Raw genomic sequence first — 14,330 nt, 5'->3', positions numbered from 1 at the left:
TCACCTTGTCTTGCTTGCGCCCTCGTCCCGGCCCAGGCGGCGGCCGAGCTTGCGCGCGATCTCGCGGCGGCCCGCGCGCGAGCGGATCTGGGCCGCATGAAGGCGCTGCGGCTTCAGTTGCAATCGGCCGTCTTCCCTGTAGGGGCGCACCGCGAAATCCATCTCGGCGGCGACGATGCCGGTGGTGGCGGCGGTCACCGCCGCGACGGTGATCCTGATATGTTCGATCAGGTCGTTCTGCGACACCTCGGTGTCAAAGCGGCGCATCCGCGCCAGCAGGTCGCCGGTGCTGCCGATATCGACCCAGGCGCCGCTCGCCAGCGGGCCCTGCACGCTGGTTTCCGACGGCGAGGCCAGCTTGTCCGGCGCAACCTCGGTGCGGTCGGTGATCGACATTTCCCGCCAGCCGTCGCAGGTGCGCACGGCCAGCAGGATCTCAAGGATATAGATGCTTTCGAAGCCGAGATTGCTGACGAAGATCCGCGGGTCGATGTTGTCGTTGCCGGCGCCATAGATCAGGATGATGCTGCGCCGCTGCCGCCGGAATCCCGATACCAGGATCTGCAGATAGACCAGCCACACCAGCGCCGTGACGATCCCCGTCACCGCCTGCACCGCCGTGCTGTTGTCTGCCAGCCATTCCCACATCGGTCCGCTCAGCCCGCCGCCGCAGCGGGATTCCGGATCCCGGCCGTGCGGCGGGTTCTGCGGTTTTCCGGTCTGATTGCATCCACGGCATTCCCCGTCCTGACGATCCCCGGCGCCCGCCCCGGTCCCGGGCCCCTGCCCGGCCGGGCGGCCCGGAACGATGGTAACCCCCGGCGGCACTCAAGGTTCCGCAAGGCACATGGTCCGGCACCCGGCCACTCGCACCCACGGGAACATTTCCGGGTGCAACCCTGTTGCCGATGCAGCAAACGAGGGCTCCGCCCGCCCGATGCATCCAGCCGGGAAAGGGCCATCTCCGATACGGCCCGGGGCAAGGAGCGCGGAAAAGGAGAAGACATGGCGGATACGGTCGCCGATTTCATCCTCAAGCGCCTGCATGAATGGGGGGTGCGCCGCATCTATGGCTATCCCGGCGACGGCATCAACGGATTGGTCGCCGCGCTGGGGCGTGACCGCACGATCGACTTCATCCAGGCGCGCCACGAGGAAGAGGCCGCATTCATGGCCTGCGCCCATGCCAAATGGACCGGCGAGGTCGGGCTCTGCATCGCGACCTCGGGCCCGGGGGCGATTCACCTGCTGAACGGGCTTTACGATGCCCGGCTCGATCATCAGCCGGTGCTTGCCATCATCGGCCAGCAGGCGCGCGCCGCGCTCGGCGGCGATTACCAGCAGGAGGTGGACCTTGCGTCACTGTTCAAGGACGTGGCGCGCGATTACGTGCAGACCTGCATGGTCCCCGCCCAGGCCCGGCATCTGATCGACCGCGGCATGCGCATCGCCATGGCCCGGCGGATGCCGACGGCGCTGATCTTTCCCAATGACGTGCAGGACGAAAAGGCGGTCGAGACGCCGCCGCGCGAACATGGCACGATCCATTCCGGCGTCGGGTTCTCGGCCCCCTGCACCCTGCCGGGCGAGGCCGACCTGCTCCGCGCCGCCGAAGTCCTGAACGCCGGCAGGAAGGTCGCGATCCTCGCCGGGGCCGGGGCGCTCGGCGCCGCGGAGGAACTGGTGCAGACCGCCAATGTGCTGGGCGCCGGTGTCGCCAAGGCGCTGCTCGGCAAGGCGGTGCTGCCGGACGACCTGCCGTATGTCACCGGGCAGATCGGGCTTCTGGGGACCGAGCCGACCGACTGGATGATGCGCCATTGCGACACGCTGCTGATGATCGGCTCGCGCTTTCCCTATTCGGAGTTTCTCCCCAGGGAGGGAAAGGCCCGCGGCGTGCAGATCGACATCGACCCCTCCATGGAATCGATCCGCTTCCCGATGGAGGTGAACCTGGTCGGGGACGCCGCCGCGACGCTGCGCGCGCTAATGCCGCATCTCGAGCCGCGCGAGAACCGCCGCTGGCGCGAGGACATCGAAAGGCGGGTCGCGAAATGGTGGGCGGGGGCCGAAAAGCGCGCCCACAGCAAGGCCGACCCCATCAATCCCGAACGCCTGTTCTGGGAAGCCTCCCGGCAGATGCCGGACGGGGCCATCATCTCGGCCGATTCCGGCACCGCCGCCAACTGGTTCGCACGCGCGATCAGGGTGCGCGCAGGCATGAAGGCATCCCTGTCGGGAACCCTTGCCACCATGTGCCCGGCGGTGCCCTATTCCACCGCGGCCAAGTTCTGCCACCCCGACCGCGTGGCGGTCGGCTTCATCGGCGACGGGGCGATGCAGATGCTCGGCATCAACGGGCTCATCACCATCGCGAAGTTCTGGCGCGAATGGGAGGATCCCCGGCTGGTCATCGCGGTGCTGAACAACAACGACCTCAATCAGGTCACCTGGGAGCTGCGCGCGATGGGCAACAGCCCCCGCGTGCCGGAAACGCAGGAGGTGCCGCCCTTCGACTATGCCGCCTATGCCCGGGCGCTCGGCCTGCGGGGGATCCGCGTCACCGCCCCCGACCAGATCGCCCCGGCGTGGGAGGCCGCCTTTGCGGCGGACCGCCCGGTGGTCATCGACGCGCTGACCGATCCCGATGTGGTCACCCTGCCGCCCCATGTCACGCTGAGCCAGGCCCGCAGCTTTGCCTCGGCCATGGCCAAGGGCGACCCGGATGCGGGCGGCGTGCTCTGGCAGACCTTCAAGCGGATCACCTGAGGCACCGCAGCCCGGGGCTTTCCGCCTTTCCTCACCAGCGGCGCGGGCCCGGATCCTGGATGCCGCGATCGTCGCCAAAGCCCGGCGGAAGCTGCTGGCGGGCGCCGCGGTCGGTCATGGCAAGCGCGATCAGCAGCACGACCCAGAGCAGGCCGCAAAGGCCGGCAATCCGGGCCGCGCCCCCGGCCCGCCCGAACTCCATGAAAAGCAGGATCACGATCCCCGCCTTGACGGCCGCGATGCCAAGCGCAAGCAGCAGCTTCACCGCCTCGCCCCCCGGCCCGTAGGCGCCGATCACCGTTGCGGCCAGAAACGCCATGAGCGCGATCCACACCAGCGCCGCCCGCCGCCACGGCCGGCCGGTTTCCCGCGGCGCGCTCATGTCCCGCGCCCCATCAGGTAAAGCAGCGGGAAAAGCACGATCCAGATCAGGTCGATCAGATGCCAGTAAAGCCCGAGCACATGCAGAAGCCCGGTCCGCTGCCAGTCGAACCGCCCGGCCCGCACCCGCCAGAAGGTGATCGCGACCGCGCCGATACCGATGCAAAGGTGCACCGCATGGACGCCGGTCATCGCCCAGTAGAGGCTGAAGAACACCTGCGCGCCGGCTTCGCGGATCGGGAAGCCGGACGCGCCGGGATAAAGCGATTCACCGATGTCCTTGGCATATTCCACCCCCTTCACCCCCATGAAGGCGAGCCCGAGCAGCACCGTAAGCCCAAGCCCCAGCAGCACGTGGCGGCGCAGGCCGATCCGCCCGGCCCAGACCGCCGCCGCCATGGTCGCGCTCGAGGTCAGCAGAATGACGGTATTCGCGGTTCCAAGCCAGACCGCCGTCTGCGCCCCGGCGGCGGCGAATGCCTGTGGAAACGCATGACGATACAGCGCATAGGCCGCGAACAGCCCGCCGAAGAACACGAGCTCGGACGCCAGGAACACCCACAGCCCCAGTTCGGCGGCGCTGCGCTGGCGCGCAAGATCATGGAACGGTTCGTGGCGCGCCTCCATCATCGCGGCCACCCGGACTCGTCCTCACCCGGCGGGGGCCGGCGCCCGGGCGTGCTGTCGCGGTGCATCGGTTCGGCCGTGGCGGCGTGATAGCTGTAGGGGTCGGTATCCACCACCGGCGGAACGGTGAAATTCTCGCGCGGCGGCGGCGATGGCGTGGCCCATTCGAGCCCGGTCGCCCGCCAGGGATTGTGCCCCGCCCGCCGCCCGTAGCGCAGCGAAAGCCCCATATAGACCAGCGGGATCAGATAGGCCGCGGCAAGGATCACCGCCCCGGCCGAACTGAGGATGTTCCAGAGCTGATATTCCGGCGGGTAGGAATGATAGCGGCGCGGCATCCCGAGATAGCCGAGGATGAACTGCGGAAAGAAGGTGAAGTTGAAGCCGACGAACATCAGGATCGCCGCCAGCCGCGCCCATGTCTCGCTGTAATGGCGGCCGGTCACCTTGGGCCACCAGTAATGCAGCCCGCCGAAGAAGGCGGTCACCATGGCGCCGACCATGATGTAGTGGAAATGCGCGACCACGAAATAGGTGTCGTGCACATGCACGTCGATCGGGATCGAGGCCACGAACAGCCCGGTCAGCCCGCCGAGCGTGAACAGGCCCAGGAAGCCGAGCGCATAGAGCATCGACGCCTCGAAGGTGATGTAACCGCCATAGAGCGTCGCCGACCAGTTGAACACCTTGATCGCCGAGGGCACGGCGATGACGAAGGACAGGATCGAGAACACCAGGCTCGCCCAGGCCGACTGTCCCGAGACGAACATGTGGTGGCCCCAGACGAAAAAGCTGAAGATGGCGATGCCGAGGATCGCGAACACCATCGCCTCATAGCCGAACACGCGGCGGCGCGCGAAACAGGTGATGATCTCGGTCACCACCCCCATGCCGGGCAGGATCATGATATAGACCGCCGGGTGCGAATAGAACCAGAACACATGCTGGAAGATGATCGGGTCGCCGCCCTGCGCGGGGTCGAAGATCGCCAGCCCGAACACCCGGTCCGCCACCACCATCAGCAGCGCCACGGCGAGCGCCGGCGTTGCCAGCACGATGATGATGGAGGTCGCATAGATCGACCAGACGAACAGCGGCAGCCGCCGCCAGGTCATGCCGCGCGCCCGCAGCAGATGGACCGTCACGATCATGTTGATCCCGGTGGCGATGGTGCCGAAACCGGCGATGAACACCCCGGCCGCCGCCAGCGAGACGTAGCTGTTGGAATAGAGCGTCGAATAGGGCGTGTAGAAGGTCCAGCCGGTATCCACCCCGCCGATCAGCAGCGCCGCAAGCGCGACGATCCCGCCGCCGAGGGTCAGGTACCAGCTGAGCAGGTTGAGCCGCGGAAAGGCGACATCGCTGGCCCCGACCGCCATCGGCAGGATGAAGTTTCCGAATGTGCTCGGGATCACGGGCACCAGAAAGAACCAGACCATGATCACCCCGTGCAGGGTGAACAGCTTGTTGTAGCCGTCCGCGCTCACCAGATCGCCGGCCGGGGTCAGCAGTTCGATGCGCATCAGGGTCGCGGCGGCGCCGCCGATGAAGAAAAAGACGGTGAGGGTGACGGCGTAAAGAATGGCGACGCGCTTGTGATCGGTGGTGAACAGCCACGATGCCACCGTCGTTCCGGCGCCAAGGTAGCTTTCGCGCCGGTCGGGCACGGGCGGCGTGCCGGACAAGGGGGTGTAATCGGTCATGGGTTGTCCTCCGCGGGCGTTGCGGCCGCTCCCAGGTGGCGCAGATAGGCCACGAGCGCCGTCACCTCGCCGCTGTTCAGGATGTTGCTGAAATCCGGCATGATCGGGTCGTATCCGGCAACGATGTCGCGCTCCGGCAGCAGGATCGAATCGCGCAGATAGGCATCGTCGGCGACGACCACCCGGCCATCGGCCAGCGCCACCCGCCGCCCGGCGAGCCCGCGCAGATCCGGGGCGTGGACATTCGATCCCTCGGCGTGGCAGCCGGAGCAGCCAGCGCTGGTGAAAAGCGCGCGCCCCTCGGCGACCAGGGTTTCGCCTTCGGGGCGGTCGGCCAGCCAGCGCGCGAAATCACCCGGTTCCATCACCACGATCCGCCCGGTCATCTGCGCATGCGAGGTGCCGCAGAACTCGGCGCAGAACAGGTGATAGATGCCCGGTTCGGTGGCGGTGAACCAGGCGGTCGCGGTCCGCCCCGGCACCACGTCCTGCTTGAGCCGGAAGGCCGGGACAAAGAACGAATGGATCACGTCCTGACTGTTCAGGTAGAGCTTGACCGGCTGCCCGGCCGGCACGTGCAGGGCGTTGATCTCCCGCGCGCCGCCCGCATGGCTGGCCTTCCACATCCATTGCTTGGCCTCGACATGCACCTCCATCGCATCCTCCGGCGGGTCGAGCTGGCGCACCATGAGCGAACCCGCGACCCAGAAGAAAACCATCGCCGCGAAAAAGGTGAGCGCGATCCAGAGCGCCTCGATCTGATAGGCCAGCAGGCGCGGCACCCGCTTGCGGGACACCTTGGAGCCGCTGCGGAACCGGACCGAGAACACCACCACCAGCACCCCGACCAGCAGCACGATCCCGGAGGAAAACAGCACCAGCACGAGAAACAGCATGTCGAAGCTGCGCGCGCCCTCCGACGCCTGTGCAAGCCGGGGAAGCCAGGTCACGGGCCGCCCCCCTTCCGTTCGCGGCGCAGCAGCAGCGCGATGAAGCCGGCCAGAGCAAGCCCGAAGCCGAACATGAGCACCATGAGAATGCGCGAGATCGCCAGCGAATAGCGCCCGCTCGCCGCGTCGAATCCATAGCAGAGCAGCGCGAGCCGATCCCCGAGCGATCCGGTCCGGCCCGCGCCCGCCTCGACCAGCGCAAGGCGCAGGTCGCCCGGCTCCGCGCGAAAGGCCGGCAGCACCCGCGTCACGGCGCCCTCCCGGGTCAGGACATAGCGCGCCGCCGGATGCGCGAAGCGGTCGTTTTCCCCGTCGAACGCAAAGCCGTAGCCAAGCGCCTGCGTCATCCGGGCAAGCTCGCGCGCATCGGGCCGCAGAAGGCGGGTAGAAGCGGCGATCGGGGGCGGAAGCTGTGCGGCGGCCATGCGCTCCGCCGCCCCGGCCGGATCGCGCGGGTCGATACCGATCGCGACCAGTTCGAAATCGCGGCCGGGCGCGAGCCCCGAATCGAGCAGTTCCGCCGCCGTCTGCGCAAGGATCGCATCGCAAAGCTCGCCGCAGTCGAAATCGACGAAGACGACCACCATGGGCCGCGCCGCGCCAAGGTCGAGCGCCGCGCCCGCGGGCGGGGCCGCCGCCACCCGGTCGAGTTCGGCCTGGGTCAGCGCCGCCCCGGCGGGACGCGCCGCCAGCAGCACGATAAGGACAAGCAGCGCACGGGTCATGGCCGCTCTCCCACAGGTGCAAAGGCATCCTCGCCGCGCGCCGCGATCTGCGCCATCGCCCTGTCGATCGGCATCCGCCCCCCCGCCCCGGCCAGGTCGGCGCGCTGGCGGGCCAGAAAGGCCGCGTGACCGGCGACGGGGGCGGTCTCGAGCTCCGGTCCCGCAAAGACCTGCGGCGGGCTCCACCTCGTTGCGCCGGACGGCAGCATCAGCCAGGCCACGAGCACGCAAAGGGCGCAAAGCAGGGCAAGCCCGGCGATCACGGCCAGCACCCTGCGTTCGGGAATGGCGGCTGGTTCGCGCTCGGGGGCGTCGTTCATGGGCATGGGCACCTCCCTGTGGCGAGAATCCGCAGCCAGGCGGGGGCCAGCAGCGCCGGGACCGAGAGCGCGGCCAGCAGGCCCGCCCCCGCACCGCCGGGCGCGCAAAGCCAGACCAGGTAAAGCATCCCTCCCCCCAGCACCGGCAGGGCCGCGCGGCGCAGCCACACCGGATCCGCGCGGTTGCGCGACGGCAGCAGCAACAGGAACGGCAGCACCACCCCGCCGAACAGCGCGACCCCCGCCACCGCCGTGCCCGCGTCGTCGAGCCTTGGCAGATACCACGCCGCGTTCTGCGGCAGGTTGCCCGACCAGATCACCAGGACCTCCATCGCCACGAGGTAAAACACGCCGAGCACCGCGGCGAGCATCAGCCCGCCCCAGTCCGCGAGCGCCTGCGGATCCTCGCGCCGCAGCGCCAGCGCCGCCGCATTCAGCGCCAGCGCAAGCTGCAGCGCGGCGACAACCGCGCCGAATATGGTCGAGCCGAACTCCGGCGCGCGCGACAGGATCCAGTCGAGCCCGGCAAAGCTGACCGCCACGGCGTGAAAGATCAGCCCGATGGTCGCCGCCCCCCGCCCCATCCGCGCGGCAAACAGGCCGATGAGCGACCAGCCGCCAAGCATGACCGCCCCGCGGACCAGAAAGGCCGGCGCGTTCAGGTAAAGCGCCCCGCGCGCCGACTCCGCGCCCGGCCACCAGGGATAAAGCTGCGCCGCCGCCAGCAGCAGCGGCAGGCCGGCAAGGGCGGCAAGCGGCGTGAGCGCGGCCAGCCGGGCAAGCCCCGCCCGCCCGGCACCCAGCCAGCGCCCGCCGGTCACGGCATGGATCATCAGCCAGACCGAGGCGCCGATGCAGCAGCACAGGCAGAACAGCCACCCCGCGAGCCAGCCCGGAACCAGCGCGCGGGGGCCCAGCATCAGCGCAAGCACCGCAAGCAGCACCGCCGCGACCACGGGCGGCAGCCAGATCCGGGCGGCACCTGTGGTTGCCGTGGTCATGGCGCACCTGCGCTTTCCACCGGCACGGCGGCGCGGCCCGGATGGCCGGGGGTGGTTTCGCTCCCGGCAAGCTGCAGCGCCCGGATATAGGCGGTGATGGCCCAGCGGTCGCGCGGCGCGACGCGCGCGCCATAGGGGAACATCACCCCGTAGCCGTTCGCGATCACATCGACGAAATGCCGCGCCGGAGCGGCGCGCAGCCGGGCGGACAGATAATCGGGCGGGGCCGGAAAGCCGCGCTGCACCACCCGCCCGTCGCCGCGCCCGGTCAGCCCATGGCAGGGGGCGCAGAAGATCTCGTACCGCTCCCGGCCCCGTTCGAGCAGCGCCGCATCGACCGGCGGGGGCGTGTCGCGCTGGCGTTGCCGCGCCAGGTCGCCCCGCGCCATGGTGCCCTCGACGAAGGGCCGGGCCGAGGCATCATCTTCCCAGACCGCGGATTCCGAATAGGTGCGGTTGCTGGCCTGATCGACCATGTCCTGCCGGCAGGTCGCGACCAGAAGCAGCGGAAGGAGCACGAGCCGCATCATGATCCGACCTCGATGATGCGCAGCGCCCCGGTCATCCGTTCAAGCGCAAGCCGGTCCGGCGCATCCCCCGCCGGGAGGCTGAGCAGGAACCCGTCATCGCTCGCCGCCTCGGTCGCGACATGGGCAAAAAAGGGATGGTTGAGCCGCGGCAGCCCGCACCCCCGCAGAAAGGTCAGCAAACCGGCGAAGGCGGCGGCCAGCACTCCGGTCTCGAAGGTGGCGAACATGTAGGAGGGCCAGGAGGCAAGCGGCCGCCCGCCCGAATCGACCGGATAGCCGATGGTCGAATTCCACCATTGCAGGAACAGCATCGCACCCCCCGCCGCGAGCCCCGCCCAGAGCATCACCGGCCGGACCCGCGAACGCGGCAGGTCCAGCAGATCGTCAAGTTCGGTCACATGCCAGGGCGTATGGGCGTCGATGCCGGTGACACCGCTTTGCCGCAGCGTCCGCGCCGCCTCGATCAGCGCGTCGCAATCGTCGAACACGAGGATCAGTCGGGGGGCGCTCATGATGCGGCCTCCGCCCGGATCGCTTCCTTGATCTCGTGGATCGAGGCCGCCGGCACGATGCGTATGAACAGGAAGAACAGCAGCGAAAAGAACCCGAGCGAGCCGAACAGCACCGCCCAGTCCCAGAGGGTCGGCACATAGCTGGCCCGCTGCGAGGGCAGGAAACCGAGCGAAAGCGTCTGCGTGACGATCAGCACCCGTTCCAGCCACATGCCAAGGTTGATCAGCAGCGAAACGCCCACCACCACCGGCACCGAGCGGCGCAGCGCCCGCCGCCAGAACAGCATCGGCACCAGGCAGTTGCAGACCAGCATCGCGGCATATAGCGGCGCCCGCGGGCCGGTGAACTGCGCCCGGGTGAAATCCAGATCGGCCGGATCCTGCGAATACCAGGAATAGAACCATTCGGTCGCATAGCTGAGCGTCATGACCAGCGAACAGAACAGCAGGATCCGGGCCATCACCTCGAAATGCGCATCGGTGATCAGGAACGGGATCGACAGCGCCCGGCGGAAGATCGCCGCCAGCACCACCACCATGGCAAAGCCCGAATACATGGCGCCGACGACGAAATAGGGCGGAAAGATCGTCTCGGCCCAGCCGGGCATCAGCGCGGCCGAGAAATCCATGCCCACGACCGAATGCACCGACACCACCAGCGGCACGCCGAGCGCCGCGAGCGCGCCGTAGTAATCCCGCCAGATCCGCCAGTGCCGGGCCGAATTGCGCCAGCCCATGGCCAGCACGCCGTAGAACAGTTGCCGGCCCCGGGTGCGGGCGCGGTCGCGCAGGCTGGCGAAATCGGGCAGCGCGCCGGCATACCAGAACATCATGCTGAACAGCAGGTAGCTCGCGATGGCGAAGAAATCCCAGACCAGCGGGCTGCGCCACTGCGGCAGCAGGCCCATGGTGTCGGGATAGGGCACGAGCCAATAGAACAGCCAGGGCCGCCCCAGGTGAAGGATCGGCATGAGCCCCGCCATGGCGGCGGCGAACAGCGTCATGGCCTCGGCAAAGCGGCTGATCGAGGCCCGCCAGCGCTGCCGCGTCAGCAGAAGCAGCGCCGAGATCAGCGTGCCGGCATTGCCGATGCCGATCCACCAGACATAATTCGCGAGCGCGAACCCCCAGATGTTGGAGGTATCGACGCCCCAGACCCCGACCCCCCGATAGAACAGCCAGCCGACGGCAACGACGAACAGCAGCGTGAGCGCCGCCGACACCCCGAAGCCGAGCCACCAGCGCCAGCCCCATGCGGGCTGCAGCAGCGGGCGGGCGACGGCCGCGGTGATCGCGGCGGGTGCCATGTCGGGAAGGTAGGGGCCGCGGCTCATGTCGGCTCCTCCCCCGGGTCCGGCTGCGGGTCTGCCTGTAGGTCAGTCTCCGGGTCCGGCTGCGATTCGGGCGCCTCGTCGTGCGGGGGGATGACCCGGGCCAGATAGGTGGTGCGCGGTCGCGTGCCGAGATGCCCGAGCAGCGCGTAATGGCGCGGATCCTGCCGCTGCCGGCGCACGCGGGAACCGGGATCGAGCAGATCGCCGAAACTGATCGCCCCGGTCGGGCAGGCCGCCTGGCAGGCGGTCACCACCTCGCCGTCCCGGATCGCGCGCTGCTCCTTGCGGGCATTGATGCGGGCGGCCGAGATCCGCTGCACGCAATAGGTGCATTTTTCCATGACGCCGCGGGCGCGAACGCTGACGTCGGGGTTGCGCAGCGCCGCCAGAAGGTCGCTGCCCTGTTCCTCGACGGTCTGGCCGCCGGCGTAATCGAAAAAATTGAACCGGCGCACCTTGTAGGGGCAGTTCGCCTGGCAGAACCGGGTGCCGATGCAGCGGTTGTAGACCTGCAGGTTCAGCCCCTCGCTGTCGTGGACCGACGCGGCGACCGGGCAGACCGGCTCGCAGGGGGCCTTTTCGCAATGCATGCAGGGCACCGGCTGGAACAGCTGCGCGCCCTCCGGTGCCCCCTCCGGCGCCTCGTAACGGTCGATGCGCAGCCAGTGCATGCGCCGGCCCCGCGCCACCTCCGCCGCGCCGACCACGGGGATGTTGTTCTCGGCCTGGCAGGCGATCACGCAGGCGTTGCAGCCGATGCAGGCGTCGGTGTCGATCACCATGCCCCAGGCGCGGGCCGGATCCTCTGCTCCGGGGCGGTCGGGGTAAAGGCTGGCCGGGATGTCCCCGACGCTTTCGGCGCGGCCCTGCCGGGCGGGCACCACCTGCGCGAAATCGCGGCCCTGCTGGTCGAAATCGCTCTGCATGCGCAAAAGCGTGACCGGCGCATCCGCGCGGCGCAGTTCCGCGCGCGGGCCAAGGCCGGTGGCGCGAAAGCCGATCCCCGTGCCGATCGGACCGGCGGCCTCGCGCCCGTGGCCCCGGTGCAGGCCGACGCTGCCCGCGGCCTGCAGATCGCTGACCAGCGCCGGGCCGGTGACGCGGCGGCGCCCGGCAAGTTCCACCGCATCGCCGGTCTTTATGTCAAGCCGCGCGGCATCCGACGGCGCCAGCCGGATCGCATTGCCCCAGACCTGCTTGCTGAACGGGTCGGGGCATTCCTGCAGCCAGGCATTGCCGGCGAACGACCCGTCCCAGAGCGTCGGCGACGGCAGGAGCGCAACCTCCAGCCCGCTGTCCCCGTCCCCGCGCGCCGGCGGGCCGGTGGCCGCCGGCGGGGGCGCGGCCGGGGTAACGGGCGGGGTAACGGGTGACGCGATCTGCTCGGGCCCGGTGCCGCCGACCACCCCGTCATGCAGGGCCTGCGGCCAGCGCTCATCAAATTCCGCTTCCCAGCGGGCGCGCCAGGTGGCCTGAACCGCCCCGAGCGCATCGCCCGGTGGATCGCCCGCCACCATCCCGAGCACCTGATGCGCCGAGCGGCTGTCATGAAGCGGGGCGATCACCGGCTGCTGCAGGCCGATCGTCCCCTCGACCGCCCGCAGATCGGACCAGTCCTCGAGCGGATGATGCAGCGGCCCGTGCCAGCGGGCCGCCTCGGCCGTCTCGTCGATCTGCGTTCCGAAATGAAAGCTTTCCGGCAGGCTGCGCATGAGCTCGGCAAACCCGGGGCCGTATTCGTAGACCGGGTTGCAGCCGATCACGATCAGCCCGCGGATATCGCCCCGCTCCATGGCGGCCACCAGATCATCGACCGAACCGGGGTCGAGCCCGGGCCAGTCCCAGAACGGGCGCAGCCGGCGCAGCCGGCTGCCGAGCCGCTCGTTGAGCGCCGCGACCTGCGCCTGTGCTTGGGCGGGCAGGTCGGGCCCCGGCAGCACCAGCCCGCCCGCCTCGTGCAGCGACCGGGCAATCGCCTGCGTTTCCTGCGGCAGGTCCGCCTTTGGCACCGCATCGCCGGCCAGCGCGGCGGCCACCTGCGCAAGCACCGAGGGGCGGACCGCGAACCGCCGGTCGCTCGCCGCGCCGGTCAGCGTCGGCTGCGCCTCGAAACACGCGCTGCGCATCCCCGCCCGGCGCGCCATGGTCCATGCCCGCGCCAGCGCCAGTTGCGCCGGCCCCGGCCCGAGCGGATCGGCGCCGAGGCTGACCACCATGCCGCTGCCGGGAAAATCGGGCCAGAACTGCGCCCGGGCATCGGCCAGCGCCGGGCGCAGCGGCTGCGACATGAACCACTCCGCCCCCACAGCGCCAGGAACCGCGCGCAACTGCCGCGCCAGCGTCGGCGACCCGACCGGGCCGGTCAGCAGCGCAAGCCCGCCCTGCTGCCCCCTGCCGGCCCCGGCCAGCGCGGCCTCGAGCGCCGGCCAGCCGGCGGGGATGCCATCGCGGCGCGGCGCGCGCGAGCGATGCGGGTCGAAAAGGTCGAGCACCGCCGCCTCGGCAAAGACATCGCTCGCGCCGCCGCTGGCGGGGTGATCGGGGTTGCCGTGGATCTTGGTCGGGCGTCCCTCATGCGTTTCGACCAGCACGCCCCGCCCCGCCCCGCCAAGCGGCAGGGAGGTGGCAAAGAACACCGGGCGGCCGGGCACCAGCCCCTCGGGCATGGCGCGGTAGGGCAGGCTCGCGCCGCCCGCCGGGCGGGACCGGGCAATGAGCGCCGCCGCCCCCGCGGAAAACAGGCGCAGCGCGCCGCGGCGGGTGACCCCGCCGCTCATCGGTGACAGGCCGAACAGTCGGTGAGCCCCCGGGTGTCGATCCCGTATTCCTCGAGCAGCGCATGGCCCGACCCGGCCGATTCTCCGCCGGTGGGCGGCAGGGGGGCGAAAAGCGCGCTGCGCGGTGACAGGCGGGGTGCGGGGTCGCGGTGGCAGGACAGGCACCATTCCATCGTCAGCGGCGCCTCCTGCCGGGTCAGGCGCATCTCTCCGACCGGGCCGTGACAGGTGGTGCAGGCCACCCCGCCGGCAAGGTGCACCGAATGGTCGAAAAAGACGTAATCGGGCAGGTCATGGACCCGGGTCCAGCGCAGGCGCTCCCCGCTGGTCCAGCTCTGGCGCAGCGGGGCGAGCATGTCGGCCTCGGTGAAAAGCTGGCTGTGGCAGGTCATGCAGGTCTCGGTCGGGGGAATGCCGGCAACGGCCGATTCCTCGACGCCGCCGTGACAGTAGCGACAGTCGATCCCGACCTCGGAAACGTGGTGGCGATGGCTGAACATCACCGGCTGCGGCGGGGTCCGGTTGCGGCCGGTCATGTAATCCGACCTTGCCAGGACGAACAGCGCGGCGACCGATCCCGCAGGCACGACAAGAGCGAGCACAAGCAGCGCCCTGAACACCGTATCGGCACGGGGAAGAAAGATCTGAGCCATTGCACGTCGCTGTCCCCGAATGCGGATGCACCAGTGTCCCAACGTTCG

14 protein-coding genes are annotated in these 14,330 nt (G+C 69.7%); 1 reads left to right on the top strand and 13 read right to left on the bottom strand.

Annotation, left to right across the window (positions count from 1 at the left end; genetic code table 11):
• On the bottom strand, positions 1–648 hold the full coding sequence (locus tag B0B01_RS11645) for a hypothetical protein (protein WP_143733093.1): 648 nt from the start codon (positions 646–648) through the stop codon (positions 1–3).
• Positions 649–1,005: 357 nt separating this feature from the next.
• Between B0B01_RS11645 and B0B01_RS11640 the strand changes: the two genes are divergently transcribed.
• Complete coding sequence (locus B0B01_RS11640; protein ID WP_076650235.1) at positions 1,006–2,769, top strand: thiamine pyrophosphate-requiring protein; 1,764 nt, start codon at positions 1,006–1,008, stop codon at positions 2,767–2,769.
• Positions 2,770–2,800: 31 nt separating this feature from the next.
• Here B0B01_RS11640 and B0B01_RS11635 read toward each other — a convergent pair whose 3' ends face one another.
• The 12 genes from B0B01_RS11635 to B0B01_RS11580 are packed head-to-tail and all read right to left on the bottom strand — an operon-like array spanning position 2,801 to position 14,282.
• On the bottom strand, positions 2,801–3,151 hold the full coding sequence (locus tag B0B01_RS11635) for a cytochrome C oxidase subunit IV family protein (protein ID WP_076650234.1): 351 nt from the start codon (positions 3,149–3,151) through the stop codon (positions 2,801–2,803).
• Positions 3,148–3,780 (bottom strand): cytochrome c oxidase subunit 3, encoded by a 633-nt coding sequence (locus B0B01_RS11630; RefSeq protein WP_076650323.1) that lies wholly within the window; start codon positions 3,778–3,780, stop codon positions 3,148–3,150. Before B0B01_RS11630 ends, B0B01_RS11635 begins: the two co-directional genes overlap by 4 nt.
• Positions 3,777–5,480, bottom strand: coding sequence for a cytochrome c oxidase subunit I (gene ctaD, locus B0B01_RS11625; protein ID WP_083946319.1), 1,704 nt, complete (start codon positions 5,478–5,480; stop codon positions 3,777–3,779). Before ctaD ends, B0B01_RS11630 begins: the two co-directional genes overlap by 4 nt.
• Positions 5,477–6,430 carry a cytochrome c oxidase subunit II gene (gene coxB, locus B0B01_RS11620; RefSeq protein WP_234967794.1) on the bottom strand — a complete coding sequence of 318 codons (954 nt, stop codon included), beginning with the start codon at positions 6,428–6,430 and terminating at the stop codon, positions 5,477–5,479. Before coxB ends, ctaD begins: the two co-directional genes overlap by 4 nt.
• Entirely contained in the window at positions 6,427–7,155 is a 729-nt protein-coding gene (locus B0B01_RS11615; protein WP_076650233.1) for a thioredoxin domain-containing protein, read from the bottom strand. Before B0B01_RS11615 ends, coxB begins: the two co-directional genes overlap by 4 nt.
• Entirely contained in the window at positions 7,152–7,481 is a 330-nt protein-coding gene (locus tag B0B01_RS11610) for a hypothetical protein (protein WP_143733091.1), read from the bottom strand. Before B0B01_RS11610 ends, B0B01_RS11615 begins: the two co-directional genes overlap by 4 nt.
• Positions 7,472–8,476: a hypothetical protein gene (locus B0B01_RS11605; RefSeq protein ID WP_083946318.1), complete on the bottom strand. Its 1,005-nt coding sequence runs from the start codon at positions 8,474–8,476 to the stop codon at positions 7,472–7,474. The genes B0B01_RS11610 and B0B01_RS11605 overlap by 10 nt, the downstream gene beginning before the upstream one ends.
• The gene (locus B0B01_RS11600) at positions 8,473–9,006 is read right to left on the bottom strand and encodes a c-type cytochrome (protein ID WP_076650231.1); all 534 of its coding nucleotides are present in this window, start codon (positions 9,004–9,006) and stop codon (positions 8,473–8,475) included. The genes B0B01_RS11605 and B0B01_RS11600 overlap by 4 nt, the downstream gene beginning before the upstream one ends.
• On the bottom strand, positions 9,003–9,518 hold the full coding sequence (locus B0B01_RS11595; RefSeq protein ID WP_076650230.1) for a DUF3341 domain-containing protein: 516 nt from the start codon (positions 9,516–9,518) through the stop codon (positions 9,003–9,005). Before B0B01_RS11595 ends, B0B01_RS11600 begins: the two co-directional genes overlap by 4 nt.
• Positions 9,515–10,852 (bottom strand): NrfD/PsrC family molybdoenzyme membrane anchor subunit, encoded by a 1,338-nt coding sequence (gene nrfD / locus B0B01_RS11590; RefSeq protein WP_076650229.1) that lies wholly within the window; start codon positions 10,850–10,852, stop codon positions 9,515–9,517. The genes B0B01_RS11595 and nrfD overlap by 4 nt, the downstream gene beginning before the upstream one ends.
• Complete coding sequence (locus B0B01_RS11585) at positions 10,849–13,629, bottom strand: 4Fe-4S dicluster domain-containing protein (RefSeq protein WP_076650228.1); 2,781 nt, start codon at positions 13,627–13,629, stop codon at positions 10,849–10,851. The genes nrfD and B0B01_RS11585 overlap by 4 nt, the downstream gene beginning before the upstream one ends.
• Complete coding sequence (locus B0B01_RS11580; protein ID WP_076650227.1) at positions 13,626–14,282, bottom strand: cytochrome c3 family protein; 657 nt, start codon at positions 14,280–14,282, stop codon at positions 13,626–13,628. The genes B0B01_RS11585 and B0B01_RS11580 overlap by 4 nt, the downstream gene beginning before the upstream one ends.
• Positions 14,283–14,330 lie beyond the last annotated feature (48 nt).

The sequence above is a fragment of the Pontibaca methylaminivorans genome (assembly GCF_900156525.1).
GTDB lineage: Bacteria > Pseudomonadota > Alphaproteobacteria > Rhodobacterales > Rhodobacteraceae > Pontibaca > Pontibaca methylaminivorans.
Note: the sequence above shows the minus strand (reverse complement) of the source record. Positions and strands in the feature narration are given on the sequence as shown.